The 26,028-nt window shown below is 74.3% G+C and carries 19 protein-coding genes; 14 read left to right on the forward strand and 5 right to left on the reverse strand.

The window, feature by feature from the left end; translation table 11 throughout:
* Positions 1 to 72: 72 nt before the first annotated feature.
* The 3 genes from OO62_RS08345 (at position 73) to OO62_RS08355 (ending at position 3,684) form a co-directional block, all read left to right on the forward strand.
* A complete protein-coding gene (locus tag OO62_RS08345) occupies positions 73 to 1,422 on the forward strand; it encodes a peptidoglycan recognition protein family protein (RefSeq protein ID WP_033266651.1) in 1,350 nt (449 codons plus the stop codon).
* A gap of 221 nt (positions 1,423 to 1,643) precedes the next feature.
* Positions 1,644 to 2,726 (forward strand): mannose-1-phosphate guanylyltransferase, encoded by a 1,083-nt coding sequence (manB, locus tag OO62_RS08350; protein ID WP_033266611.1) that lies wholly within the window; start codon positions 1,644 to 1,646, stop codon positions 2,724 to 2,726.
* Between the two features lie 52 nt (positions 2,727 to 2,778).
* A complete protein-coding gene (locus OO62_RS08355) occupies positions 2,779 to 3,684 on the forward strand; it encodes a DNA-3-methyladenine glycosylase family protein (protein ID WP_033266612.1) in 906 nt (301 codons plus the stop codon).
* Positions 3,685 to 3,745: 61 nt separating this feature from the next.
* Here OO62_RS08355 and OO62_RS08360 read toward each other — a convergent pair whose 3' ends face one another.
* Genes OO62_RS08360 through OO62_RS08370 form a run of 3 tightly spaced genes read right to left on the reverse strand, consistent with a single transcriptional unit; the run spans position 3,746 to position 6,650 of the window.
* On the reverse strand, positions 3,746 to 5,068 hold the full coding sequence (locus OO62_RS08360) for a coenzyme F420-0:L-glutamate ligase (protein ID WP_033266613.1): 1,323 nt from the start codon (positions 5,066 to 5,068) through the stop codon (positions 3,746 to 3,748).
* On the reverse strand, positions 5,065 to 6,051 hold the full coding sequence (cofD, locus tag OO62_RS08365) for a 2-phospho-L-lactate transferase (protein WP_033266614.1): 987 nt from the start codon (positions 6,049 to 6,051) through the stop codon (positions 5,065 to 5,067). Before cofD ends, OO62_RS08360 begins: the two co-directional genes overlap by 4 nt.
* A 56-nt stretch (positions 6,052 to 6,107) precedes the next feature.
* On the reverse strand, positions 6,108 to 6,650 hold the full coding sequence (locus OO62_RS08370; RefSeq protein WP_033266615.1) for a cysteine dioxygenase: 543 nt from the start codon (positions 6,648 to 6,650) through the stop codon (positions 6,108 to 6,110).
* A 692-nt stretch (positions 6,651 to 7,342) separates the two neighbouring features.
* Between OO62_RS08370 and OO62_RS08375 the strand changes: the two genes are divergently transcribed.
* The 3 genes from OO62_RS08375 to OO62_RS08385 all read left to right on the forward strand — a co-directional run bounded on the left by OO62_RS08375 (position 7,343) and on the right by OO62_RS08385 (position 13,297).
* Positions 7,343 to 7,606, forward strand: coding sequence for a WhiB family transcriptional regulator (locus tag OO62_RS08375; RefSeq protein WP_003983763.1), 264 nt, complete (start codon positions 7,343 to 7,345; stop codon positions 7,604 to 7,606).
* A 325-nt stretch (positions 7,607 to 7,931) separates the two neighbouring features.
* Positions 7,932 to 11,708 carry a glycosyltransferase family 2 protein gene (locus OO62_RS08380; RefSeq protein WP_033266616.1) on the forward strand — a complete coding sequence of 1,259 codons (3,777 nt, stop codon included), beginning with the start codon at positions 7,932 to 7,934 and terminating at the stop codon, positions 11,706 to 11,708.
* Positions 11,705 to 13,297, forward strand: a complete 1,593-nt coding sequence (locus OO62_RS08385; protein ID WP_033266617.1) for a DUF5719 family protein — start codon at positions 11,705 to 11,707, stop codon at positions 13,295 to 13,297. The genes OO62_RS08380 and OO62_RS08385 overlap by 4 nt, the downstream gene beginning before the upstream one ends.
* 51 nt (positions 13,298 to 13,348) lie before the next feature.
* Here the strand turns inward: OO62_RS08385 and OO62_RS08390 are convergent, their stop codons facing one another.
* The gene (locus OO62_RS08390; RefSeq protein WP_173675731.1) at positions 13,349 to 13,807 is read right to left on the reverse strand and encodes a metallopeptidase family protein; all 459 of its coding nucleotides are present in this window, start codon (positions 13,805 to 13,807) and stop codon (positions 13,349 to 13,351) included.
* A 258-nt stretch (positions 13,808 to 14,065) separates the two neighbouring features.
* Between OO62_RS08390 and OO62_RS08395 the strand changes: the two genes are divergently transcribed.
* The 6 genes from OO62_RS08395 (at position 14,066) to OO62_RS08420 (ending at position 19,961) form a co-directional block, all read left to right on the forward strand.
* Positions 14,066 to 14,509 (forward strand): DUF3499 domain-containing protein, encoded by a 444-nt coding sequence (locus OO62_RS08395; protein WP_077192600.1) that lies wholly within the window; start codon positions 14,066 to 14,068, stop codon positions 14,507 to 14,509.
* 114 nt (positions 14,510 to 14,623) lie between these two features.
* Positions 14,624 to 15,982 carry a phosphomannomutase/phosphoglucomutase gene (locus tag OO62_RS08400; RefSeq protein ID WP_033266619.1) on the forward strand — a complete coding sequence of 453 codons (1,359 nt, stop codon included), beginning with the start codon at positions 14,624 to 14,626 and terminating at the stop codon, positions 15,980 to 15,982.
* Between the two features lie 142 nt (positions 15,983 to 16,124).
* A complete protein-coding gene (locus OO62_RS08405) occupies positions 16,125 to 16,340 on the forward strand; it encodes a Trm112 family protein (RefSeq protein ID WP_033266620.1) in 216 nt (71 codons plus the stop codon).
* Positions 16,341 to 16,418: 78 nt separating this feature from the next.
* A complete protein-coding gene (locus OO62_RS08410) occupies positions 16,419 to 17,561 on the forward strand; it encodes an SIS domain-containing protein (protein WP_033266621.1) in 1,143 nt (380 codons plus the stop codon).
* A gap of 76 nt (positions 17,562 to 17,637) precedes the next feature.
* The gene (gene manA, locus OO62_RS08415) at positions 17,638 to 18,855 is read left to right on the forward strand and encodes a mannose-6-phosphate isomerase, class I (RefSeq protein WP_033266622.1); all 1,218 of its coding nucleotides are present in this window, start codon (positions 17,638 to 17,640) and stop codon (positions 18,853 to 18,855) included.
* Positions 18,856 to 19,001: 146 nt separating this feature from the next.
* Positions 19,002 to 19,961, forward strand: coding sequence for a cation diffusion facilitator family transporter (locus OO62_RS08420; RefSeq protein ID WP_033266623.1), 960 nt, complete (start codon positions 19,002 to 19,004; stop codon positions 19,959 to 19,961).
* 101 nt (positions 19,962 to 20,062) lie between these two features.
* On the opposite strand, the gene OO62_RS08425 is transcribed toward OO62_RS08420, so the two are convergent.
* The gene (locus OO62_RS08425) at positions 20,063 to 22,222 is read right to left on the reverse strand and encodes a fructose-specific PTS transporter subunit EIIC (protein ID WP_033266624.1); all 2,160 of its coding nucleotides are present in this window, start codon (positions 22,220 to 22,222) and stop codon (positions 20,063 to 20,065) included.
* 617 nt (positions 22,223 to 22,839) lie between these two features.
* Here OO62_RS08425 and ahcY point away from each other — a divergent pair.
* Positions 22,840 to 24,297 (forward strand): adenosylhomocysteinase, encoded by a 1,458-nt coding sequence (gene ahcY, locus OO62_RS08430; protein WP_033266625.1) that lies wholly within the window; start codon positions 22,840 to 22,842, stop codon positions 24,295 to 24,297.
* Between the two features lie 216 nt (positions 24,298 to 24,513).
* Positions 24,514 to 25,128: a hypothetical protein gene (locus OO62_RS08435; RefSeq protein ID WP_033266626.1), complete on the forward strand. Its 615-nt coding sequence runs from the start codon at positions 24,514 to 24,516 to the stop codon at positions 25,126 to 25,128.
* Positions 25,129 to 26,028: the final 900 nt, after the last annotated feature.

Here is a 26,028-nt window from a genome sequence, read left to right on the forward strand (position 1 = left end):
ACACCGGATCGGCCGATGCCCCGTCAGGCCACCGTTGGCGGGTTGCCGCCGGCCGTGTCCACGATGCTGTCCATGCGCCCCTTCCTCGCGAGCTGCCTCGGCGCGGCGTGCACCGCCGCCCTCGCCCTGCCCTTCGCGCCGGACGCCGGTGCCAGCGCCGCCGGCCGCCCGCCGGCCCCGGCGCCGGCCGCGGCACGCGCCGGGGACCTGCCGGGCAGCACCCAGTCCCTGCCGGTGGCGGCCCTCGGCGCACCCGCCCCGGACACCACCCACCGCGAGACCCTCGGCGCCCCCCGCACGCTCGGCCTGCCGGCCCGCGGCGTGCGGCCGTTCTCGCTGCTGGGAGTCGTCTGGGACGACGCCGACGCCGCACTGCACGGCCGCGTCAAGGTCCGTACCCGCGCCACCGGCAGCGGCCGCTGGTCCGGCTGGCAGGACGTGCAGACCCACAACGACGACGCCCCCGACCTCGGCGCCGCCGAACGGCACGACAGCGAGGTACGGGGCTCCACCGCGCCGCTGTGGGTCGGCGACTCCGACGCCGTCCAGCTGCGCATCACCCCCGAGACCCGCCGCCGTGCCCCGGTCGCCGTCCCGGCCGGGCTGCGGCTGGAACTCGTCGACCCCGGCAGCCGGCCGCCCGCCGACCGCGGCGACCGGGCCGGCCCCCCGGCCCCGCTCGGCCCGGCCGCGGCGGCCGCCTCCGCCGCCAACGCGGGCCTCGCCCCGCTCGGCGCCACCGAGATCCCGGCGCTCGACCGCGCCGCCTCCCAGGCCGACATCGCCGCCGCCGGCCTGACGCCCCCCGCGCGGACCGCCGTCGGCCCGCGCCCGCGGATCGTCACCCGGGCCGGCTGGGGCGCCGACGAGTCGCTGCGCGAGAAGAAGTTCATCTACACCAAGACCGTGCGCGCCGCCTTCGTCCACCACAGCGGATCGGGCAACAACTACAGCTGCGCACAGGCCCCTTCACTGATCCGCGCGATGTACCGCTTCCACGTCAAGAGCAACCACTGGCGGGACATCGGCTACAACTTCCTCGTCGACAAGTGCGGAACGGTCTACGAGGGCCGCGCCGGCGGCGTCGCCAAGCCCGTCATGGGCGCCCACACCCTCGGCTTCAACAACGACAGCACCGGGATCGCCGTCCTCGGCACCTTCACCGGCGCCGAGCCGCCCAAGCCCGCCCTCGACGCGATCTCCCACCTGACGGCCTGGAAGCTCGGCCTGCACAGCGTCGACCCGCGCGCCACCGTCCAGCTGCTGTCCCGCGGCGGCAACCGCTACCCCAAGGGCGCCAAGGTCCGGATGCACACCATCTCCGGCCACCGGGACGGCTTCCTCACCGACTGCCCCGGTGTCCACCTCTACAACAAGCTCGCCACCACCCGTCTCGCGGCCGCTCAACTCCAGGGCCGCTGACCCGTTTTTGGCCGGTCAGAGCGGGACTCGGTGGTTTGCGCGGGTCTGCTGTGGTGCATGTTGCAGTCACCAATGAACCGTTCCTGCGGTGCGCGCGTCTTAACGATCACGACGAATTGCGTCTCCGTTGTGTTCCACGTCCCACCCAGGGCGACCGGAAAACCGTCTGCCTACACTGGTCCGCCGATCGGCCGACCCCAGCAGGAAGCAGAGAAGACAAGGTGACTGAAGCGATCCTTCTGGTCGGCGGCAAGGGCACCCGGCTGCGCCCGCTGACGGCGCGCACGCCCAAGCCCATGGTCCCCGCGGCAGGTGTGCCGTTCCTCACCCACCAGCTCGCCCGCGCCCGGGCCGCCGGTGTCGAGCACATCGTCCTGGCCACCTCCTACCTCGCCGAGGTCTTCGAGCCGTACTTCGGCGACGGATCGGCCCTCGGACTGCACCTGGAGTACGTCACCGAGCGGGAGCCGCTGGGCACCGGCGGCGCCATCCGCAACGTCGCCGAGCGGCTGCACTCCGCCCCCGGCGACCCGGTGCTGATCTTCAACGGCGACATCCTCACCGGCCTGGACATCGGCGCCCTCGTCGACACCCACCGCACCTCCGGCGCCGACGTCTCCCTGCACCTCACCCGGGTCGAGGACCCCCGCGCCTTCGGCCTGGTGCCCACCGACGACACCGGCCGGGTCACCGCCTTCCTGGAGAAGCCGCAGACCCCCGAGGAGATCGTCACCGACCAGATCAACGCCGGCGCCTACGTCTTCAACCGGTCGGTCATCGACGCCATCCCGGCCGGCCGCCCGGTCTCCGTCGAGCGCGAGACCTTCCCCGGGCTGCTCGCCGACGGCGCCCACCTCCAGGGCATGGTCGACTCCACCTACTGGCTCGACCTCGGCACCCCGCAGGCGTTCGTCCGCGGCTCCGCCGACCTCGTCCTCGGCCGCGCCCCGTCCCCGGCGGTGCCCGGCCGCCGCGGCGACCGTCTGGTCATGGAGACCGCCGAGGTCGCCGTGGACGCCAAGCTGACCGGCGGCACCGTCGTCGGCCCGCGCACGGTCATCGGCGCCGGCGCCCGCATCGACGGCAGCGCCGTCCTCGAAGGAGCGGTCGTCGAGGAGGGCGCCCACATCCGTGACTCGCTGATCGGCGCCGGGGCGCGCATCGGGGCCCGTACGGTCCTGGACGGCGCGGTCATCGGCGACGGCGCGGTGATCGGCGCGGACAACGAGCTGCGCGACGGCATCCGGATCTGGTGCGACGCGCGCATCCCGGACGCCGCGGTCCGCTTCTCCTCCGACCAGTAGGGCGGCGCCGGGGCCGGACATCGCCGGCCCCGCCATCGCCTAACCTGGCCGCATGCCCGCCCGCACCTGGGTTCCGCCCGGCCCGTACGACCTGCACCGCACGCTGTGCGTGCTGCGGCGCGGCCCCGGCGACCCGGCGTTCGCGGTGCGCGGCGGCGAACTGTGGCGGGCCTGCCGTACGCCCGCGGGCCCCGGCACGCTGCGCCTGGTGGCGCGGGCGGCCGAGGGCCGGGTCGAGGCCGAGGGCTGGGGGCCGGGCGCGGACTGGCTGCTGGAGCGGTTGCCCGAGCTGCTGGGGGAGCGGGACGACCCGGCGCTGCTGACCGCCCGGCACCGCGTCGTCCACGAGGCGCGCCGGCGCCACCCCGGCGTCCGGCTGGCCCGCACCGGCCTGGTCCTGGAGTCGCTGATCCCCTCGGTCCTGGAGCAGAAGGTCACCGCCGACGAGGCGTACCGCGCCTGGCGGCTCCTGCTGCAGCGGCACGGCGAGCCCGCGCCCGGCCCCTGGGACCGGCTGCGGGTGATGCCCGAGCCGCGCGGCTGGGCGCTGATCCCCTCCTGGGAGTGGCACCGCGCCGGCGTGGACGCCAAGCGCTCCTCGACGATCCTGCGGGCGGTGCGGGTCGCGCGGCGCATGGAGGAGGCGGCGCGGATGGATCTCGCCGACGCCACCCGCCGGCTGACAGCGATACCGGGCATCGGCCCGTGGACCGCCGCCGAGACGCTTCAGCGCACCCTCGGCGCCCCCGACGCGATCACCGTCGGCGACCTCCACCTGCCGAAGATCATCGGGTATGCCCTCACCGGCCGCCGCGGCACCACCGACGAGGAGATGCTCGACCTCCTCGCCCCCTACGCGGGCCAGCGCCACCGCGCCGCCCGCCTCATCCTGCTCTCGGGCGTCACCCCGCCCCGCCGGGCCCCCCGCTTCCCGGTCGGCGACATCGCCCGCCTCTGACCGGCCCCGGCGGCGCCGCCCCGCGGCCGGTACCGAGGCGCCGGCGCACCGGCGCCCGGCGTCAGCGCACCACGACGAAGTCGTCGGCCGGGCGCGGCGGGCGCTCCTTCGGCGCCTCGGCCGGGTGCCCGATCGCCACCGCGCCCATCGGCTCCCAGTCGCCGGGCAGCCCCAGGACGTCCCGTACGACGTCCCGGCAGAACATCGTCGAGGAGATCCACGCGGAGCCCAGGCGTTCGCCCGCCAGCGCGACCAGGAAGTTCTGGATCCCGGCGCCGTGGGCGACCACGAACATCTCGCGCTCGGCCGCGTTCCGCCGCGCGTCCGGGTAGGTGTGCGCGCCGTCGGTCACCAGGCACGGCACCGCCAGATACGGGGCCTGCCGCAGCACCTCGCCGCGCCGCACCCGCTTGGCGACGGACTCCTCGGACTTGCCGTCGCTCCGCAGATCCGCGATCCAGGCGTCCCGCATCGCGTCCAGCAGCCGCGTCCTGGACTCCGCCGACTCCAGCAGCACGAACCGCCACGGCGTGGTGTGGTGCGGCGCCGGCGCGGTGAGCGCCGCCGCCACCGCGCGCCGGACCGCCCCCGGGTCGACCGGCTCGCCGGTGAACGACCGGACCGTACGCCGCAGCGTCACCGCCTCCCGTACGGCCTCCGAGGTGCCCAGCCGGAACATGTCGTCCGCGGCGCCGCGCACCATCGCGCGGGCCCCGTCACCGTCGCCGGCCGCCTCGACGACGTGCCCGAGGCCGCGCACCACCGCGACCGGCAGCCCGGCCGCCTTGCCCTTCACCAGGTCACCGGCGGCGGCCAGTTCGTCCGCGGTGGCCACCACCGTCGCGCCGAGCGGATTGCCGTACGCGTCGGTGCCGCCGCGCAGATCGTCCAGCACCCGCACCCCGGCCGCCCCGATGGCGACATCGGTGAGGCCGTTGCGCCAGGGCCGCCCGAAGGTGTCGCTGATGACGACGCCGACGTCGACGCCGAGCGCGGCGCGCAGGCCCGCGCGCAGGGCACGGGCCGAGGCGTCCGGGTCCTCCGGCAGCAACAGCACGGTGCCCTGTGGGGTGTTGGAGGCGTCCACGCCGGCCGCCGCCATCACCAGGCCCTGCCGGTTCTCCACGATCCGCAGCGTGCCGCGGCGGGCCACCACCCGCACCGTCTCCCGGTCGATCGCCGCCTCCCGGTCGGTGGCCTCGACCACCCGCCCCTCGGCCTTGCTGACGATCTTCGAGGTCACCAGCAGCACATCGCCGTCGGCGAGCCCGGGCGGCCCGTCGGCGGTCGCCGCCGCGGCGATCAGCTTCACCAGGTCGTCGCCGGGCCGCACCTCGGGGATCCCCGGCAGCGCCCAGACCCGGTACCCGGGCAGCCGGGTCACGCCCGGACCTCCTCGGCCAGCGCCAGTGCCTCGCGCGCCATCGCGGCGGTGGCGTCCAGGTCCGTCATCATCAGCGGCACGGCCCGGCAGCGGATCCCGGCGGCCTCGACCTCCGGCACCCGGCCCGCGTCCACGGTGTCGACCAGCCAGCCGTCCAGCAGCCCGGCGCCGCCCTCCGCGGGCAGCCGCTTCGCCGCGCCGTAGTGCCTGGCCACCGCCGAGGCGGTGGACTCCACGCCGACCGCGGCCAGCACCTTGTCGGCCATCCCGCGCACCGGCGCGTCACCGACGAGGGGGGAGAGGCCCACGACGGGCGCGCCGGCCTCCGCGATGGCCTCCCGGATGCCCGGGACGGCGAGGATGGTGCCGACGCTGACGACGGGGTTGGACGGCGGGAAGAGGATCACATCGGCCTGCGCGACGGCCTCCAGCACACCGGGCGCGGGCGTGGCCCGCTCGGCGCCGACCGGCACCACGGCCTTGGCGTCCACCGCGGCGCGCAGCCGCACCCAGTACTCCTGGAAGTGCACCGCCCGCTGTTCGCCGTCCTCCTCGATGGCGACGTGGGTCTCGACCCGGTCGTCGGTCATCGGGAGCAGCCGGACGCCCGGCTGCCAGCGGTCGCACAGCGCCTCGGTCACCGCGCTGAGCGGGTACCCGGCGCCGAGCATCTGGGTACGGACGATGTGCGTGGCGAAGTCCCGGTCGCCGAGCCCGAACCACTCGGGGCCGACGCCGTAGGCCGCCAGCTCCTCCTTCACCCGGAAGGTTTCGTCGGCGCGGCCCCAGCCCTGGTCCTCGTTGATGCCGCCGCCGAGCGTGTACATCACGGTGTCCAGATCGGGACACACCTTCAGGCCGAACAGATGGATGTCGTCGCCGGTGTTGCCGATGACGGTGATGTCCGCGTCCGGAGCCGCTGCCTTCAGTCCCCGCAGAAAGCGGGCGCCGCCGATACCGCCGGCCAGAACCACGATTCGCATGGCGACAGTCTGTCAGCCGACGGCGGCGTCGACGGGGGCGGTGGTCGCGGTGGGCGTCAGGGGGCGAGCACCTCGGGCGCGGCGGCCACGGCGCCGGGGGCGGCGGCCTGGCTGGGGTGCATCGGCATGTCGGTGAGGCCGGGGAAGTAGACGTGCAGGCTGACCGCCGGCTTCAGGGAGTCGTTGACGACCTCGTGGACGTAGCCGGGGGCGAACACCCGCTGCGCGCCGGCGGTGAGCGTACGGGGCCCGTCCGCGGCGTGCTCGGTCAACTCGCCTTCCAGGACGGTCAGTACGCCGGAGGACCGCCCGTGGTCGTGGCGTCCGCTGCCCTGGCCGGGCACCCAGCTCAGCAGCCACACCTCGTAGCCGACCGGGGCCAGGGGAGCGGAGCCGGGCGCCTGCGGCACGGCGCGCAGCCGGTGGTACCAGCGGGTGGTGGCGTCGTAGCGGACGAGCGGCGCCCAGGAGGCGCGGTCGGCGGCGATCGCCCGGGCCAGCCCGGCGAAGCCGGCGACGGTGGCCGGGTGGGCGGGGACGGGCGGCAGCAGGTGGGGGATGGCGAGGGGGTCGCCGGCGATCTGGACGTCGCTGTTCATCGGTTTCGGATTCCTCGGCGGAAGTGCGGGGTGGTCGCGCATGGGGGGTGCGGCACGGCGCGGGCTCTCCCTGTGGGGGGCGCGGCACGGGACGCGAAGCAGGGGCGCTGCGGGGTGATGCGGCGAAAGGGCTGGAGCTCAGTGGCTTCAACAGCTGGAACAGCGACAGCGGGCCTGCGCAGCGCAGAGCGACCCGTAGGCACGGGTCAGTCGGGGCGCGGCAGTCGCTGGCATGCGGTCAAGGAGACCGGGTTCGCGGCGCGATGTCAACCGGACGTCTGGTTTGCCGTAAATCTTTCACCTCATCCGGTTACTCCGCCCGGAGAAAGGTTTGTGCAGTCCCCGACCCGGAGACATCGACCGGCAACCGCGCCTCCAAACGCCGTTGCGGTCCCGTGATCCGCTTGTGATCTTCCCCGCTCCGGCGCGCGGGGTGCAACGTGAATGCCGCCTGATCGCGTCTTCATGGCCGACGCGGACGTGCCCGGGTGGCACGCCCGGGGAAGTGTCCTGGTTTTTACAGATTTGAACACTTTCCGTATCCGCTTGGTTCCGCCGAGTGAATAAGAGGCTCAATAGCAGATCTCGGCTTGACTGGCCCGGATCACCACACTTGTAATTTCACTCGTGTCGTTCAGCCGAAATCGATCACGGCTTGATCACGGGGACGTAAAGACAGACGAGGGGCGCACATGACCGAGCTGTTCCAGGAATTGCTGGTCGAGGAGGCGGACGAGGAGCTCGGCTGGCAGGAGCGCGCACTGTGCGCCCAGACCGACCCCGAGTCCTTCTTCCCGGAGAAGGGTGGCTCCACCCGCGAGGCGAAGAAGGTCTGCCTCGCCTGTGAAGTCCGGTCCGAGTGCCTCGAATACGCCCTCGCCAACGACGAGCGCTTCGGTATTTGGGGCGGTCTGTCCGAACGCGAGCGGCGCCGGCTCAAGAAGGCCGCCGTCTGAGATGACCGAGCAGCCGTCCGGACCGACGGCGCGCGGCCTTCCGGACCACGCCGCCGCACCACCCCAACTCCCCATATCCCCCTATAGCGAACTCTCCGCCTCCAGCGCCCACGCCGCCGGAGGCGGACTGCTGTGCGCTGCTTCGCACCGGCCCCGTCGGGGCGGCGGCGCGAAGCATTAGTGTGGGGCCCCGTCCGAGATGCGCCGCCGCCCCGTAGGGCGCGTGCGTCGCCTCGTAGTCCGTCGCAGTGTCTTCCGGGGGCGGGTGCCCTGAGCGACTTCGCCGCGGGTCCCGAACTCCCGGGTCCGGAGGGCCCGTACCTCGATGTCCGTGCACAGCCAGCCGGCCGCCCAGGCCACCTCATATGAAGCCGCCACCCCTGAGTTCCCGCGGCACGTCGTCACCGCCGTGATCGTCTCCCATGACGGGGCCCGCTGGCTGCCGGACGCGCTCGCCGGGCTGCTCGGCCAGGAGCGCCCGGTGCAGAACGTCATCGGTGCCGACACCGGCAGCGCGGACAACTCCGCCCAGCTCCTCGCCGAGGCGATCGGCGACCAGCGCGTGCTGCACCTCGCCCGCCGCTCCGGATTCGGCACCGCCGTCGACGAGGCCGTCCGCACCGCCCCCGCGCTCACCCCCGACGACCTGCCGTACCTGCGCCGCCCCAGCGGCTGGGACCCGGTCAGCCGCACCTGGCGCGACGAGGCGTACGACATGCCGGAGTTGCCGCACGGCGAACCGGTCCAGTGGCTGTGGCTGCTGCACGACGACTGCGCGCCCGAGCCGGACGCCCTCGCCGAGCTGCTCCGGGTCGCCGACGCCAGCCCCGCGACCGTCATCGTCGGCCCCAAGCTGCGCAGCTGGTACGACCGCCGGCAGCTGCTCGAAACCGGCGTCAGCATCGCCCGCAGCGGCCGCCGTTGGACCGGCCTGGACCGCCGCGAACAGGACCAGGGCCAGCACGACCAGGTGCGCCCGGTGCTGTCCGTCTCCACCGCCGGCATGCTCATCCGCCGCGACGTCTACGAGGAGTTGGGCGGCTTCGACCGCCGGCTGCCGCTGATGCGCGACGACGTCGACCTGTGCTGGCGCGCCCAGGCCGCCGGCCACCAGGTCCTGGTCGCCCCGGACGCCGTCCTCCGGCACGCCGAGGCCGCCGCCCGCGAGCGCCGCCCGATCGACTGCGTCGGCCGCTCGGTCGCCAACCCGCACCGCGTCGACAAGGCCGGCGCCGTCTACACGCTGCTCACCAACACCCGCGGCCGGGTCCTGCCGTACGTCCTGCTGCGGCTGCTGCTCGGCACCTTCCTGCGGGTCATCGCCTACCTCGTCGGCAAGGTCCCCGGCCAGGCGCTGGACGAACTCGCCGGGCTCTTCGGCACCCTGCTGCGGCCCGGCAAGATCCTCGCCGCCCGCAAACGCAGAGGCAGGCCGGCGGTGGACCCCGGCGAACTGCGGCCGCTCTTCCCACCGCCCGGCGCGACCGTACGGGCCACCGTCGAGCAGATCGCCGGCAACCTCGCCGGCCGCGCCGCCCCCGACGTGGCCTCGGCCGGCCGGCACGGCGCCGTGGAGTCCGGGCCCGGCGGCGACGACGCCGACTTCCTGGAGATCGAGCAGTTCGCCCGGCTCAAGCGGATCGCCCGCAAGCCCGCACCGGTGCTCTTCCTCGTCCTGCTGCTGGTCTCGCTGATCGCCTGCCGCGGACTGCTCGGCGCGGGCGCCCTCACCGGCGGCGCGATGCTGCCCGCCCCCGGCAGCGTGTCCGACCTGTGGTCGGCGTACCTCGACAGCTGGCACGCGGTCGGCGTCGGCGACAGCGCCTCCGCGCCGCCCTACCTGGCGATCGTCGCCCTGGTGTCGAGCGTCTTCCTCGGCTCGACCGGCTTCACCGTCACCCTGCTGCTGGTCTGCTCGGTCCCGCTCGCCGGCCTCACCGCCTACTTCGCCTCCCGCCCGCTGGTCGCCTCCCGGCTGCTGCGGGCCTGGGCGAGCATCGCCTACGCCTTCCTGCCCGCGGCGGCCGGCGCGCTGGCCGGCGGTCGGCTGGGCACCGCGGTACTGGCGATCCTGCTGCCCCTGATGGCGCGCGCCGCGATCGCCGCGAGCGGGCTGCGGCTGCCCGCGGGCACCCGGCCCAGCTGGCGCGCCACCTGGGCGTACGCCCTGCTGATCACCTTCACCGCCGCCTTCACCCCGGTCGTCTGGCCGATGGCGCTGCTGCTGGGCCTCGGGCTGCTGGTGCTGCGGTTCCTGGGCTCCGCGTCCGGGGTCGGCGGCCGTGACCAGGCGATGGCGTACGTGCTGCGCTTCCTGGCCGTGACGCTCGCCCCGCTCCTGGTGCTCGCGCCCTGGTCGCTGTCGCTGCTGACCCACCCGTCCCGCTTCTTCCAGGAGGCCGGACTCGACTACGGCGCCGGCTCCGCCTCCGTGCTCGACCTCGTCGGCCTCAGCCCCGGCGGCCCCAAGGCCGCCGGCGGACTGCTGCTCTTCGGCATCGTGCTGGCCGCGCTCGCCGCGACGCTGCGCGACGCCCGGCAGCTCGCGATCCGCGCCGCGTGGGCCGTCGCGCTCACCGGACTGCTCTTCGCGGCGCTCGGCAACGGCTCCGGCTGGACCGGCCCCGCGATGCTCGTCTACGGCCTGGCGCTGCTGTGCGCCGCGGCGATCGGCGCCGAGGGCATCCGCACCCGCATGGCCAGCCTCGGCTTCGGCTGGAAGCAGCCGGTCGCCGTGCTGATCGCGCTGGCGTCCCTGCTCGCCCCGCTCTACGCCGCCGTCAGCTGGATGATCACCGGCGCGGACGGCCCGCTGGAGCGCCGCAACCCCGAGCAGGTCCCGGCCTTCGTCGCAGAGGAGTCCGGCACCGCCGATCGGGCCCGCACCCTCGTCCTCGACGGCCGGCCCGGCCACGTCGACTACTCCCTCGTCCGCGGCTCCGGCGCCCGCCTCGGCGACGCCGACCTGGCCGCCGAGGCGGGCGAGGACCGGCGGCTGAGCGGCATCGTCGCCCACCTCGTCGCCGGCTCCGGCGCCGACCAGACCAACCAGCTCGGCGGCTACGCGGTCCGCTACGTCCTGGTCAGGAACGGCGCGCCGCGCGAAATGGGCCGCGTCCTGGACGCCACCCCGGGCCTGACCCGGCTCAGCCAGGAGGACGGCAGCGCCCTGTGGCGGGTCGACCGCCGCGTCTCGCGGGTCTCGATCACCGCCCCGCAGGCGCAGGACGGCACCACCGCCGGGGACGCCGCCGCGCCCGTCGCCGTGCCGTCCGGCCCCGTCGAGGCGCACACCAAGGTGCCCGCCGGCCCCGCCGGCCGGGTGCTGCGGCTCGCGGACGCCGCCGACGAGGGCTGGCAGGCCACTCTCGACGGCACCCCGCTCAAGCCGGTCACGGTCGACGGCTGGGCCCAGGGCTTCACGCTCCCCTCCGACGGCGGCACCCTCGACCTCACCCACGAGAACCCCCTCGGCCACACCCTCTGGCTGTGGGCCCAGGGCCTGCTCGCCGTCGTCCTGGTGGTCCTCGCGCTGCCGGGCCGCCGCCGGGAGATCGACGACGACCTGCCCGAGGACACCGCCGCAGCCCAGGCCGCCGCGGCCACCGGCGACGGCCGCCGGGCCCGCCGGCTGCGCGCCCAGGCCGAGGCCGCGGGCACCCCCGAGGCGGCGGGCGCCGGCATCCCGGCGGCGCCCGACGGTGAGCTGCCGGACGCCCCGGACGCCGACCCGACGGTGCAGGCGGTACCCGCCCAGGACCCCGCCGCGACGGGCGACCCGTACGCCGCGGTGCCCCAGCAGCAGACGTACGAGGACTGGCAGGCCGCCCAGCAGGCGCAGCCCTACGCCCCCGCCGACCCCTACCAGGCCGGCCAGTACGGGCAGCAGTACCCGCAGACGGACCCCTACGGGGCGCCGGCCGACCCGTACGCCGCCGACCCCTACCAGGCGGGCGCCTATGACCCGTACGGCTACGGCCGGCAGCAGTACGCGGACCCGGCGCAGCAGCCCCAGCAGCAGCCCTACGACGACGGCGCCCCGTATCCCGGGTACCCCGGCTCCTACCCCGAGCCGCGCCGTGACGGGAGCGACCAGCAGTGAAGCGCACCATGATGTCCCTGATCGGCGTGGCCGTCGCGCTGGCCGCGGTCTCCGGCGTCGCCGCCGTCGCGGCCCCGGACGGCGGCACCGGGGAGAAGGCCGGCACCGGTACCCGGCTGCCCGTCCAGCGCTCCGCGCTGCTCTGCCCGGCCCCGACCTCCTCCGAGGTCGGCGAGACGGCCTACACCGCGTTCGCGCCCAAGGGCGCCGCGGCCGGCGCGGACACCAAGAAGGGCACCGCCCAGCTGCTGCCCGCCGGGACCGTCAAGGACGCCGGCGGCGACCAGGGCAAGGGAAAGAACGGCAAGGGGAGCAAGGGCGGCAAGGGGAAGACCGGCGGCGCGGACCCCGCGGGCAGCCAGGTCCTGCCGCCCCCCGACACCAAGCCCGTCGTCCCGCTGCGGCAGGCGGGCACGCCGGTCACCACGACCACCGACAGTCCCGACGCGCCCGCGCTGGTGGGCTCCGCGGACGGCACCCTCGCCCCCGGCTGGACCGTCCAGCAGACCACCGCCGTCGCGGCCGGCTCCGGGCGCGGACTCCTCGGCCTGGGCTGCACCGCGCCGGACACCACCTTCTGGTTCCCCGGCGTCAGCACCGCCACCGACCGGCAGGACTACGTCCACCTCACCAACCCCGACCCGGTCCCGGCCGTCGTCGACCTCGAACTGCTCGGCAAGGACGGCTCGTTGGCCGGCTCCGCGGGCGAGGACATCACCGTCCCGCCGCACACCACCGTCCCCGTGCTGCTCTCCACCCTGACCACCGCCCCCACCACCAACGCCTCGCTGCACGTCGTCGCCCGCGAGGGCCGGGTCGGTGCCGCCGTCCAGGCGACCGACAGCAAGCTCGGCAGTGACTGGCTGCCGGCCGCCGCCGACCCGTCGCCCAGCGTGGTGCTGCCCGGCATCCCCAAGGACGCCACCTCGGTCCGGCTGGTGGCGCTCGCGCCCGGGCAGGCCGACGCCGACCTGAAGGTGCAGCTGGCGACCCCGACCGGACTGATCACCCCGGCCGGCCTGGAGACCCTGCACCTCAAGAGCGGGATGACCACGGCGGTGGACCTGAAGGACGTCACCAAGGGCGAGGCCGGCTCGCTGGTGCTCACCCCGTCCGGCGGCGACGCCAAGGCCCCGGTCGCGGCCGCGCTGCGGGTGACCCGCGGCAAGGGCGACAAGCAGGAGATGGCCTTCATCCCCGCGACCCGCCCGGTCGAGAAGCGCGCCACCGCCGCCGACAACGGGGCCAAGGGCAGCACCCTGTCGCTGGTCGCCCCCGAGAAGGGCAAGGACGCCAAGGTGAAGGTCACCGCGTCGGCCGGCAGCGGCGGCGGCACGCCGGTCACCAAGACGTACACGGTCAAGGGCGGCACCACCCTCGACGTCGCCCCGCCCCGCCCGCAGGGCCTCAAGGGCAGCTACGCGCTGACCGTGGAGCCCGAGCCCGGCAGCGGGCCCGTCTACGCGGCGCGGATGCTGGAGCGCCCCCAGGGCGGGGTGCCCGCCTTCACCGTCCAGACGCTGCCCGACGACCGGGGCTCGGTCGTCGTACCGACCGCCGGCCAGAAGCTGTCCGTCCTCACCGACTGACCGTCCACCGGACCCGCGCCGGGCCCGTCCCGACCGGGCGGGCCCGGCGGCTCACTCCTGGCCGTAGCGCGGGTCCACCGACTCGGGGGCCAGCCCGAGCAGCTCGGCGACCTGCTCGACGACGACCTCGTGGACCAGCAGCGCGCGCTCGTCGCGGCTCTTCGTACGGATCTCCACGGGGCGGCGGTAGATCACGATCCGGTCGCGATGTCCGCCCGCCGCCGGCAGCATCCGTCCCAGCGGAACGGTCTCCTCGTCGGCGACCGCCTCCGGCCCGCCGTCGGGGCCGAAACCGGGCACCTCCAGCACCAGGAAGTCGACCTGGGAGAGCTGCGGCCAGCGTCGCTCCAGGCGGTCCCGCGAGTCGTACACGAGATCCACGAAGGCGTCGGCGCGGGTCACCGACAGCGGCACCTGCGGCGGCGCGATCGGGCCGCGCATGCCGCGGCCGTGCCGGTCGCGGCGGCGGAGCCGCGGCTCCGCGGGTCGGGGAGGTACGGGGCTGTCCATCACCATCGAGCGTAGCCGTCGGGGCCCGCCGGGCACCGCAGAGCGCGGCAAGACGCACCATGTCGCCGGCTGACCGTACGAGTCCGGACCGATGTCGTTTCCGCTCTGCCGACGATCGGGAATCATGTCCGGATTGACTGGAAGTGCCACAACCTGTGACGGGTTTCCGTGCCGCACGTCGTCCGCCCCGGCGTGTCCCGGCCAGGTCCCCCCGAGCGGGTGCAGGTCAGACGCATCGGACGAAGTGGGACGACACGGTTGGGTGAGCCGGGGGAGAGTCGTCGCGGCCCGCTCAAGAGTGCGGTACCGTCCAACGTCGTGAGCCCTGTACGTCGCTGTTCGCGCACTGCGTGCGGCCGCCCCGCCGTCGCAACGCTGACGTACGTCTATGCGGATTCGACCGCCGTGCTCGGACCGCTCGCCACCTACGCCGAACCGCACTGCTACGACCTGTGCGCCGAGCACTCCGAGCGGCTGACCGCCCCCCGCGGCTGGGAAGTCGTCCGCCTCGCCATCGACCCCGGCCCGGCCCGCCCCAGCGGCGACGACCTCGAAGCCCTGGCGAACGCCGTCCGCGAGGCCGCCCGCCCCCAGGAGCGCGCCGCCGGCGACGGCTCGTCGCCGCACGGCGACCGCGACCCGCACCCCATGGAGGTCGCCCGCCGCGGCCACCTGCGGGTCCTGCGCTCACCCGACTCCTGACCGGCCGTCCGGCGAACGCACCGGCGCGCAGCGAAAGCTGAGGACGTGACAGGTGCGCAGCGCGGCGAACGGTAAGTTGGGGAGGTCCGAACACACCCCCAGGAGGACTGGCTCGTGACCGACCTGTCGCAGATCGTCAAGGCGTACGACGTACGCGGTGTCGTCCCCGACCAGTGGGACGAATCGCTCGCGGAGCTGTTCGGCGCCGCCTTCGTCGAGGTCACCGGCGCGGACGCCATCGTGACCGGGCACGACATGCGGCCCTCCTCGCCCGGCCTGTCCGGGGCCTTCGCCCGCGGCGCGGCCGCCCGCGGCGCGGACGTCACCGAGATCGGGCTGTGCTCCACCGACGAGCTGTACTACGCCAGCGGCGCGCTCGGCATGCCCGGCGCGATGTTCACCGCCTCGCACAACCCCGCCCAGTACAACGGCATCAAGATGTGCCGGGCCGGCGCCGCCCCGGTCGGCCAGGACTCCGGCCTCGCCGACATCCGCGCCCTGGTCGAGCGCTGGTCCGACGAGGGCGCCCCCGAGCCCGCCGAGAAGCCGGGCGCCGTCACCCGGCGCGACGTCCTCGGCGACTACGCCGCCTACCTGCGCAGCCTCGTGGACCTCGGCGCCATCCGCCCGCTGAAGGTCGCGGTGGACGCGGGCAACGGCATGGGCGGCCACACCGTACCGACCGTCTTCGAGGGCCTCCCCCTCGAACTCGACGCCCTGTACTTCGAGTTGGACGGCTCGTTCCCCAACCACGAGGCCAACCCGCTCGACCCCGCGAACCTCGTGGACCTCCAGGCCCGGGTCCGCGAGATCGGCGCCGACATCGGCCTCGCCTTCGACGGCGACGCCGACCGCTGCTTCGTCATCGACGAGAACGGCGACCCGGTGTCCCCGTCCGCGATCACCGCCCTGGTCGCCGCCCGGGAACTGGAGAAGCACCCCGGCGGAACGATCATCCACAACTGCATCACCTCGTGGTCCGTCCCCGAGGTCGTCCGCGAGCACGGCGGCACGCCCGTCCGCACCCGCGTCGGCCACTCCTTCATCAAGGCCGAGATGGCCGCCACCGGCGCGATCTTCGGCGGCGAGCACTCCGCGCACTACTACTTCCGCGACTTCTGGAACGCCGACACCGGCATGCTCGCCGCGCTGCACGTCCTGGCCGCCCTCGGCAGCCAGGACCGCCCGCTGTCCCAGCTGGTCGCCGAGTACGACCGCTACGCCGCCTCCGGCGAGATCAACAGCACCGTCGACGACCAGGCCGGCCGCCTCGCCGCCGTCCGGACCGCCTACGAGGGCCGCCCCGGCATCACCCTCGACGAGCTGGACGGCCTGACCATCAGCGCCGACGACTGGTGGTTCAACGTCCGCCCCTCGAACACCGAGCCGCTGATCCGCCTGAACGTCGAGGCCCGCGACCGCGAGACCGTCGAACGGGTCCGCGACGAGGTCCTGGCGATCATCCGCGGCTGACCCCGCCTCCCGCCCGCCACCGGCCGGCCCGGTGGCGGGCACCCCGGCAACGCCACCGCCCCGTCTCCCCGTCGAGCAGGCCCCCGTACGCCCACCGGCGGTACGCTGGCCACGCCGCAACCACCCCGAAGGAGCCCCGTCCATGCCGGTCGAAGCCAGCCTGATCCAGATCCTCGCCTGCCCGGCGTGCCACGCCCCGCTGGAGGACCGGACCGACGCGGACCCCGCGGAACTCCTCTGCACCTCCGGCGACTGCGGCCTCGCCTACCCCGTCCGTGACGGCATCCCCGTGCTCCTGGTCGACGAAGCACTCCCCCGTAGCCCGAAAGGCACGGGTGGTACCCCCAGCCCCGCCTGACCCGGGCAGCGCCGGGGCCCGCCCCGGCACCGCCCGGCGTACCCCCGCCCGTACCGGCGATCGGAGGCCGCGCCCACCATGCTCGACGAGTCACTCCTCGACACCCCTGACGCGCTGGCCGGGGCCGACCGCTTCGGCCTGCTGCGCGGCGTCGCCGAGTCCGGCGCCCGGGTCCGCACCGCCGCCCGCAGCGCCACCGAATCCGGCATCCCGGAACTGACACCCGACGGACGGCCGCGCGCCGTCCTCGTCGCCGGGCCCGGGCCGGCCGCCGCCGGGGTCGCCGACCTGCTGCGCGCCCTCAGCGGCGGCAGCTGCCCCGTCAGCCTCATCCCGCCCACCGGCGTCGCCCCGCTGCCCGGCGCCCTGCGCTGGACCCTCCCCGGCTGGGCCGGCCCCCTCGACCTGCTGCTGCTCGCCGGCCCGGACGCCGCCGACCCCGGCCTCGCCGAGCTCGTCGAGCAGGCATACCGCCGCGGCTGCGCGGTCGTCGCCGTCACCCCCGCCGGCGGACCGCTCTCCGACGCCGTCATCCAGGCCCGCGGCCTCGCCGTACCCCTGGCCACCACCGCCTACGACGCCGAGTTCGACGTCGAGGGCGCACCGCCCGCCGCCCCCGGCACCCTCTGGTCGATCCTGATCCCGCTGCTCTCGCTCACCGACCGGATCGGCCTGATCAGCGCCTCCCCGGACGACCTCGGCAAGCTCGCCGACCGCCTCGACGAGATCGCCGAGCGCTGCGGCCCCGCCATCCCCACGTACACCAACCCCGGCAAGGCGCTCGCCGCCCACCTCGCCGACGCGCTCCCGCTGATCTGGACGGAGGGCACCGTCGCCCCCGCCGTCGGCCGGCACTTCGCCACCGAACTGGCCGGGCTCGCCGGCCGCCCCGCGCTCCCCGCCGAACTGCCCGAGGCGCTCACCACCCACCGCACCCTGCTGACCGGCGCGCTGGCCGCCGACGCCGACCCGGACGACTTCTTCCGCGACCGCGTCGAACAGCCCACCGCGAACCGACTGCACGCCAGGGTGGTGCTGCTGCGCGACCAGGAACCCGGCCCGCTGTCCGCCACCCGCGCCGCCCGGGCGCTCGCCGAGGAGCGCGACACCCCGCTCAGCGAGCTGGAACCAGGCACCGGAAGCGATTTGGAGAAGGCCGCGGAACTTCTCGCCATCGCAGATTTCGGCGCCGTTTACCTGGCGCTCGCCGGCACCGAGTGATCTTTGAGGACCGGCCCGCCACCGCGGGCCCGGCACACCACTCCGCAGACCACGAAGAGCAGGAAGCAGCAGCCCCATGGACCGCCTCGCCAATACCGTGCGCCCCTACGCCTGGGGCTCCACCACCGCCCTCCCGGAACTTCTCGGCACCGCGCCGACCGGCGAACCGCAGGCGGAGATGTGGATGGGCGCCCACCCCGGCGCCCCCTCCCGCATCGACCGCGGCGCCGGCCCGGTCTCCCTGGCCGAGGTGATCGACGCCGACCCCGAGGCCGAGCTGGGCCCCGACGCCGTCCGCGCCTTCGGGCCCCGGCTGCCCTTCCTGTTCAAGGTCCTCGCCGCCGGCTCCCCGCTCTCCCTCCAGGTCCACCCCGACCTCACCCAGGCCCGGGACGGCTTCGCCGACGAGGAGCGGCGCGGCGTCCCGATCGACGCCGCCCACCGCAACTACAAGGACGCCAACCACAAGCCCGAGCTGATCGCCGCGCTCACCCCCTTCGACGGCCTGTGCGGCTTCCGCCACCCGGCGCAGACCGCCGACCTCATGGAGGACCTCGGCATCGACGAGCTCACGCCGTACGTCGACATCCTGCGCGCCAGCCCCGAGGATGCGGCCCTGCGTGAGGTGCTCACCGCGGTGCTCAGCGCCGACCACCACGACATCGCCGGAACCGTCGAACGCGCCGCCGTCGCCGCCGAGCAACTCGCCGCCAAGGGAGGGCCGCACGCCGACGCCTACGCCGCCTACGCCGTCCTCGCCCACCACTTCCCCGGCGACCCCGGCGTGCTCGCCGCGATGCTGCTCAACCACGTCCAACTCCAGCCCGGCGAGGCGCTGTTCCTGGGCGCGGGCATCCCGCACGCCTACATCAGTGGTCTCGGCGTCGAGCTGATGGCCAACTCCGACAACGTGCTGCGCTGCGGCCTGACCCCCAAGCACGTCGACGTCCCCGAACTCCTGCGGGTGGTCCGCTTCGAGGCCGGCGACGCGGGCGTGCTGCGCCCCGAGGAGGTCGCCGGCGAGGAGGTCTACGAGACCCCCATCGACGAATTCCGGCTCTCCCGCTTCGTCCTGGCCGCCGCCGGCCGACCGCGCGCCCTGGTCTCCCGCACCCCGCAGATCCTGCTGTGCACCGCGGGCACGGTCCGGCTGCGCACCGCCGAGGAGGACCCGGAGGGCACCGGGCAGACCGAGCTGACCCTGGCGCCCGGCGAGGCCGCGTTCGTCCGCGCCGGTGAGCAGCTCACCCTCGCGGGCGAGGGCACCCTCTACCGCGCGACCGTCGTCGCCTGACGCGCCGCCCGCGGGCGGGCCGTCGTCCGTCCGTCAGGTGGCCTCCTGCCACCCGCCCCGTCCCGGGCTGCAACAATGACCGCCGCACGGCATTAAAGGGGCGGTAAAGCGGTCAGCCCCGTCGACGGAAGGGACACGCGGCACTCATGAGCGCATCAGGCGGCACCAAGGCGATCGTTGCGGCGCTGGGCGCCAACCTGGCGATCGCCGCAGCGAAGTTCGTGGCCTTCGCCTTCAGCGGCTCGTCCTCGATGCTGGCCGAAGGCGTGCACTCCCTCGCGGACTCCGGCAACCAGGGGCTGCTGCTGCTCGGCGGCAAGAAGGCCAAGCGGGCGGCGACCGCCGAACACCCCTTCGGCTACGGCCGTGAGCGCTACATCTACGGCTTCCTGGTCTCCATCGTCCTGTTCACCATCGGCGGCGTCTTCGCGCTCTACGAGGGTTACGAGAAGATCCACGAACCGCACCCGCTGGACAACTGGGTCTGGCCGGTCGGCGTCCTGGTCTTCGCGATCATCGCCGAGGGCTTCTCCTTCCGCACCGCCATCAAGGAGTCCAACGAGCTGCGCGGCCAGCAGACCTGGACCCAGTTCGTCCGCCGCGCCAAGGCCCCCGAGCTGCCGGTCGTGCTGCTGGAGGACTTCGGCGCGCTGATCGGTCTGGTCCTCGCGCTGGGCGGCGTCGGCCTCACCCTCGCCACCGGCGACGGCGTCTGGGACGGCATCGGCACCATGTGCATCGGCGTGCTGCTGGTGGTCATCGCCCTGGTCCTGGCCGCCGAGACCAAGTCGCTGCTGCTGGGCGAGGCGGCCGGCCCCGAGCAGGTCGCCGCGATCCGCGAGGCGGCCGTCGACGGCGAGGTCGTCACCCGCGTCATCCACATGCGCACCCTCCACCTCGGCCCCGAGGAACTGCTGGTCGCCGCCAAGATCGCGGTCCGGCACGACGACACCGCCGCCCGGGTCGCCGAGGCCATCGACGCCGCCGAGGCCCGGATCCGCGCGGCCGTGCCGATCGCCCGGGTCATCTACCTGGAGCCGGACATCTACGACGAGGCCACCGCCGCCGCGGGCGCCGACCCGTCGAAGGAGCCCGGCGGGCACTGACCAGTGGGCGAGGCCCCCGCACCCGAGCCGGGTGCGGGGGCCTCGTGCTGCCGGCACCCGTGCCGGGTGCGGTGGTCCGGCGCTGCCGGCCGGCGGCGCGGCTACCGGATCTCGGCCAGCACCGCCAGGACCTCCGCGGTGCCCTCGGCCCCCTGGAGCCGGGCCCGGAAGTCCGGGTCCATCAGCTTCCGCGACAGCAGTGCCAGGATGCGCAGGTGCTCGTCACCGGCCGCCGCCTCCGGCACAGCGATCATGAAGACCAGCCGGGCCTTCGTACCGTCCGGCGAGCCCCACTCCACACCCTCCGCCGACCGCGCGAAGCACACCACCGGAGCGGTCACCGCATCCGTCTTGGCGTGCGGGACGGCGATCTCCTCGCCGAGCCCGGTGGTGCCCTGTGCCTCCCGCGCCAGCGCCACCCGGACCAGCTCGGCGACGTCCGTCACCCGCCCCGTCCCGGCGGCCAGTTCGGCCATCTCGCGGATCGCCGCCTCCTTCTCGCCGGCCGCGAGCCGCGTCCTGACGGTCCGCGCGGTGAGGTAGCCGGACAGGACCTCGGGGGAGGGAGAGGGGGAGGGGACGGAGTGTCCGTCGGCGGGGGCCTGCGCACCGTCCCCGCGGCCCTCGTCGCTGCCCTCGTCACCGGCGCTGCCCTCTTCACCGACGCCGTCCTCGTCTCCCTCGCCGGCCGTCGGCGCGGGTGCGGGCGCGGGTGCGGCGGCGGGTACGGGCGCGGCTTCCGTACGCGTTCCCGTCGCCGCAGCCGTACCGGACGGGCCCCCGGCGCCGGCCCCGGCCGCCACCGCCACCGTCACCGCCGGCGCGGCCGCGGCACCGGCCGGCGCGCCCTTCCCGCCCTTCCCGCGCTCCGAGAGGTCCACCAGCGCCACCGTCGTCAGCGCCGTCACCACCGCCCCGACGACCACCGCGAGGAAGAACACCGGCACCCCGCCGACCGCGCCGAGCACCGCCACGATCGGCCCGCCGTGCGGCACCGCGTCCGTCACCCCGGCCGTCCCCGCCAGCGCACCGGCCACCGCACCACCCAGCATGTTCGCCGGAATGACCTGCGCGGGCCGCGCCGCGGCGAACGGGATCGCGCCCTCGGAGATCCCGAAGAGCCCCATGAACAGCGCCGCCATGCCCGTCTCGCGCTCCTGCTCGGAGTACAGGCGCCGGCGGAGCAGCGTGGCCAGTCCCTGTCCCAGCGGCATGACCGGGATCGCCGCCGCGCACATCCCCATCACCGTCTGGTTGCCGGACGCGATCAGCCCCGCGCCGAACAGGAACGCCGTCTTGTTGACCGGGCCGCCCATGTCGAAGGCGATCATCAGCCCGAGGATCGCGCCGAGCAGTACCGCGCTCGACCCGGTCATCCCGCCGAGCCAGCCGGTGAGATGGGTGAACACCCAGGAGATCGGCCGGCCGATGACGTAGATGAAGAACAGCCCGAGCGCCGTCGTCGCCACGATCGGGATCACGATGATCGGCATGATCGGCTGGACGAACCGGGGGACCCTGACCTTCTTGATCCACACCACCAGAAAGCCGGCCAGGAATCCGGTGACGATCGCCCCGATGAAGCCCGCGCCCGCCTTGGAGCCGTAGAGCGCACCGGTGTTGGCGATCCAGCCGCCGATCATGCCCGGCACCAGCGCCGGCCGGTCGCCGATCGCGTAGGCGATGTAGCCGGACAGCACCGGCACCATCAGCGTGAACCCGATGACACCGATGTCGTTGACGTGCTTCCAGAACGACCCGTCCGGGATCACCAGACCGCCGTCCGCCTGCGGGTGCCCGCCCAGCGCCAGCGATATCGCGATCAGCAGCCCGCCGACCACCACGAACGGGATCATGTAACTGACCCCGTTCATCAGCGCCTTGTAGCCGACGCTGCGCTGCTTGCCGCCCCCGGTGCCGGCGGACGCGGCGGCTCCGGCGGCCGTACCGGCCCCGCCGTCCTCCTCGCCGTACACCGGCGCGGTCCGCACCCGCTCGATCAGCTCCCCGGGATGCCGGATGCCCTCGGCGACCCCGACGACGAGCACCCGCTTGCCGACGAACCGGCTCCGGTCGACGTCCTTGTCCGCGGCGATGATCACGCCGTCCGCGCCTCTGACATCGTTGTCAGACAGTACGTTCTCAGCCCCGATGGAGCCCTGCGTCTCCACCTTGATCTCATGGCCGAGCGCCTCGGCGGCCTGCGTGAGCTTCTCCGCGGCCATGTACGTATGGGCGATCCCGGTCGGACAGGCAGTCACTGCGAGCAGCTTCAGCCCCTGCCCGTCCCTCCCCGCATCCCTGGGGGAAGCAGCCGGACTGGTGGTCACGTGGTTCTCCTCTTGGCTGTGCGCACCGGCCGTACGGACACCCGCGCGCACCCCGCCCCGCCGCCCCCCGGAGGGGACACGGCCCGGCCGGCGATCACGTGGCCCACCTCACGCCCCGGCGCGCGGTCGTACGGACATGCCGGCGTAGCCGCGCTCCAGGCATCCTGCATGACGACCCGGCCCGCGCAAACCCCCCAGGTCGAAGCCGCGCGACGGCCCGCACCCCGGCCGGCCCGCGCCCCGCCGCCCGGCCCGCCATCGCACCCCGGCCTGGCCGGGACCTCACGGGAACGGCCCCTCCGGGCTGGGGTTCACTGGGCCGATCGGTGTAGATTCGTGACCAGTGCCAGACGTCGCTGCTGATGGCGGTCGGGCGGCCCGCCCCGCGGACCGGCCGAGGGAGAGAGGGCCTCCGACGGACTGCGCTGCGGCCAGGGAAGAGGTGTGTCCGCATCCGCGTACGCTCCTCGGCCGGCAATCGCCGGTGCGCCCCAGCCCGCGCCGCAGACAGCCAGCCCATCCACCTCGACGCTCGAGGAGCAGCCCGCATGACGACAGCAGCCACCGGCCAGGACTTCAAGGTCGCCGACCTTTCCCTCGCCGCCTTCGGCCGCAAGGAGATCACCCTCGCCGAGCACGAGATGCCCGGCCTGATGGCGATCCGCAAGGAGTACGCCGCCAGCCAGCCGCTGGCCGGCGCCCGGGTCACCGGCTCCCTGCACATGACCGTGCAGACCGCCGTCCTGATCGAGACTCTCGTCGCCCTGGGCGCCGAGGTCCGCTGGGCCTCCTGCAACATCTTCTCCACCCAGGACCACGCCGCGGCCGCCATCGCCGTCGGCCCGAACGGCACCCCGGACAACCCCCAGGGCGTCCCGGTCTTCGCCTGGAAGGGCGAGACCCTCGACGAGTACTGGTGGTGCACGGAGCAGGCGCTGACCTGGCCGAACTCGCCCACCGGCGGCCCGAACATGATCCTCGACGACGGTGGCGACGCCACCCTCCTCGTCCACAAGGGCGTCGAGTACGAAAAGGCCGGCAAGGTCCCCGCGATCGAGACCGCGGAGAGCGACGAGCACCGGTCCATCCTGGAGCTGCTCACCCGCACCCTCGCCGAGTCGCCCCAGAAGTGGACGAACCTCGCCTCCGAGATCCGCGGCGTCACCGAGGAGACCACCACCGGCGTCCACCGCCTGTACGAGATGCAGCGGGACGGCGACCTCCTCTTCCCGGCGATCAACGTGAACGACGCCGTCACCAAGTCGAAGTTCGACAACAAGTACGGCTGCCGCCACTCGCTCATCGACGGCATCAACCGCGCCACCGACGTCCTCATCGGCGGCAAGACCGCCGTGGTCTGCGGCTACGGCGACGTCGGCAAGGGCTGCGCGGAGTCGCTCCGCGGCCAGGGCGCCCGCGTCATCATCACCGAGATCGACCCGATCTGCGCCCTCCAGGCGGCGATGGACGGCTACCAGGTCACCACCCTCGAAGACGTCGTCGAGACCGCCGACATCTTCATCACCACCACCGGCAACAAGGACATCATCCTGGCCTCCGACATGGCCCGGATGAAGCACCAGGCCATCGTCGGCAACATCGGTCACTTCGACAACGAGATCGACATGGCCGGCCTGGCCCAGCTCCCCGGCATCGTCAAGGACGAGGTCAAGCCGCAGGTCCACACCTGGACCCACCCGGACGGCAAGGTCCTGATCGTGCTGTCCGAGGGCCGCCTCCTCAACCTGGGCAACGCCACCGGCCACCCCAGCTTCGTGATGTCCAACTCCTTCGCGGACCAGACCCTGGCCCAGATCGAGCTGTTCACCAAGCCTGAGGAGTACCCGACCGACGTCTACGTGCTCCCCAAGCACCTCGACGAGAAGGTCGCCCGCCTCCACCTCGACGCCCTCGGCGTCAAGCTCACCGAGCTCCGTCCGGAGCAGGCCGCCTACATCGGCGTCCCGGTCGAGGGCCCCTTCAAGCCCGACCACTACCGCTACTGAGCCGGGCAGCGCCCTCAGGCTGACCGGCACCACCGGCCCGCCACGGCGCACCCACCGCAGCCGGTATCCCCAGGCCCTCGCCACACACGGCGGGGGCCTGGCCCGTAAAACCACCCCCACGACCTCCGCCCCCGGCCGGGTCCCCACCCGGCACCCCCGCCAGGCACCACCCACCGGCCGCCGCACCGGCCGGCCGCCGCACGAAGGACAGCCCCCATGCCCCGCGGCCACTACTCCCTCCACGACCCGCACGACCACACCCCCCTCGGTGAAGAGCACTTCCACTGCGCCACCGGCCCCTCCGGCTGGCGCTACGTCTCCCAGATCGTCAACCCCGCCGGCGACCACACCGGCTCCGTCGACCTCACCCTCGACGAACTCGGCCGCCCCATCCGCCTGGAACTCCACGCCTCCGCCTGGCAGGTCCGCGGCGCCGCCCTGGACGGCGTCACCTGGGTCCGCACCGACCCCACCGGCGAACACGCCACCGAAGGCAACGCCGCCGCCCACGCCTTCACCGGCGCTTCCCCCGCCTTCCTCATCGCCACCGCCCGCCTGCTGCGCCCCACCCTGGGCGCCGGCGCCGTCCGCACCCGCCTCGTCGCCCTCACACCCCCCGTCCTCGCCCCCCACACCCTCGACCAGTCCTGGGCCCTGCTCAAGAGCACACCACACGCCACTGACAACGCCCCCCTCATCGCCGACGAGTACCAGGTCAACGACCTGCAAACCGGCGAACAGCACACCGTCCACCTCACCGGCGACGTAGTCCTCTCCGCCCCCGGCATAGAACTCGAATCCCTCGACTCCCCGCCCTCAACCTTCCCCTGACCCACCCCCACCGGCCGCCGCACCGGACAGGCCCCCCATTTCCGCACCGCAGGCCGCAGCCACCCCGCCCACCCTCACCCGAGCGACCCGAAACGCCCCGCGTCCCAGCCAAAACCACAGGCCACCGAAGACGCCGAAGACTCCCGCGCCGCAACGCACCCACCCCGCCGGTCACCACACTCAACGCCGTCCCGGCCGCTGCCACCCGAGCGACCCGTAACGCTCCCGCAGACCCGCCAGGACTACAGCCACCGAAGCGGCCAAAGGCTCCCGCGCTGCAACGCAGACACCGGCCGTTCACCGCCGCCGGCGCTCGCGTGGTCAGAATCGGCCCGCGGACAGCCGGCCCACGGGCCACCGAGGCGGGCCCAGGCTCCCGCGCCGCCAGCGCTGCCCCGACCGCTCCCACCCGAGCGGCCCAGCCCTCCCGCGGAGCCGCCAGGGCTCCAGACGTCCGAGGGCGCCGCGGCCCCCGCGCCCCAACGCGGCCACACCTAGCCAGCGCCGCCCCGGCCGCCCCCACCCGTAGAGCCCCTTCGATCAGCCAGGCCCACACCCCTCCGAAGGCGCCGAAGACTCCAGCGCCGCAACGGCGCAGCGCAGCGCCCGGCCCCGGTGACCGCCGCCAGTGCACTGACCGCGGTCACCCCTCTCAGACATGACGGGGCCTGCAGACTTGCGCGCCGGCGCCCGGCCCGAGACCCATAGCCCCACCACGCCCGCAAGGCGGTGCAAGCCCCTCACCCGCCCCACGCCCCACGGCTCGCGCCCCAGCCCGCATCGGCCTCACACCGGCGGCGCAAACCCCGTACGCGACCCGCTCCCACGCTCACCACTACGGCCGCCCACCTCGCCCCCACCCCCGGACTCCCGGCCAACCGCCCCCGCACCCCTCACTCC

It is taken from the genome of Streptomyces lydicus (genome assembly GCF_000717345.1).
Classification (GTDB): Bacteria; Actinomycetota; Actinomycetes; order Streptomycetales; family Streptomycetaceae; genus Streptomyces; species Streptomyces lydicus.

Excerpts from the sequence above, each read along its gene's own strand:
- manA (WP_033266622.1), top strand. The coding sequence starts at position 17,638 with ATGGACCGCCTCGCCAATACCGTGCGCCCCTACGCCTGGGGCTCCACC.
- OO62_RS08405 (WP_033266620.1), top strand. The coding sequence starts at position 16,125 with ATGCCGGTCGAAGCCAGCCTGATCCAGATCCTCGCCTGCCCGGCGTGC.
- OO62_RS08375 (WP_003983763.1), top strand. The coding sequence starts at position 7,343 with ATGACCGAGCTGTTCCAGGAATTGCTGGTCGAGGAGGCGGACGAGGAG.
- OO62_RS08420 (WP_033266623.1), top strand. The coding sequence starts at position 19,002 with ATGAGCGCATCAGGCGGCACCAAGGCGATCGTTGCGGCGCTGGGCGCC.
- OO62_RS08355 (WP_033266612.1), top strand. The coding sequence starts at position 2,779 with ATGCCCGCCCGCACCTGGGTTCCGCCCGGCCCGTACGACCTGCACCGC.
- OO62_RS08370 (WP_033266615.1), bottom strand. The coding sequence starts at position 6,650 with ATGAACAGCGACGTCCAGATCGCCGGCGACCCCCTCGCCATCCCCCAC.
- OO62_RS08390 (WP_173675731.1), bottom strand. The coding sequence starts at position 13,807 with ATGGACAGCCCCGTACCTCCCCGACCCGCGGAGCCGCGGCTCCGCCGC.
- cofD (WP_033266614.1), bottom strand. The coding sequence starts at position 6,051 with ATGCGAATCGTGGTTCTGGCCGGCGGTATCGGCGGCGCCCGCTTTCTG.
- OO62_RS08435 (WP_033266626.1), top strand. The coding sequence starts at position 24,514 with ATGCCCCGCGGCCACTACTCCCTCCACGACCCGCACGACCACACCCCC.
- ahcY (WP_033266625.1), top strand. The coding sequence starts at position 22,840 with ATGACGACAGCAGCCACCGGCCAGGACTTCAAGGTCGCCGACCTTTCC.
- OO62_RS08410 (WP_033266621.1), top strand. The coding sequence starts at position 16,419 with ATGCTCGACGAGTCACTCCTCGACACCCCTGACGCGCTGGCCGGGGCC.
- OO62_RS08345 (WP_033266651.1), top strand. The coding sequence starts at position 73 with ATGCGCCCCTTCCTCGCGAGCTGCCTCGGCGCGGCGTGCACCGCCGCC.
- OO62_RS08380 (WP_033266616.1), top strand. The coding sequence starts at position 7,932 with ATGTCCGTGCACAGCCAGCCGGCCGCCCAGGCCACCTCATATGAAGCC.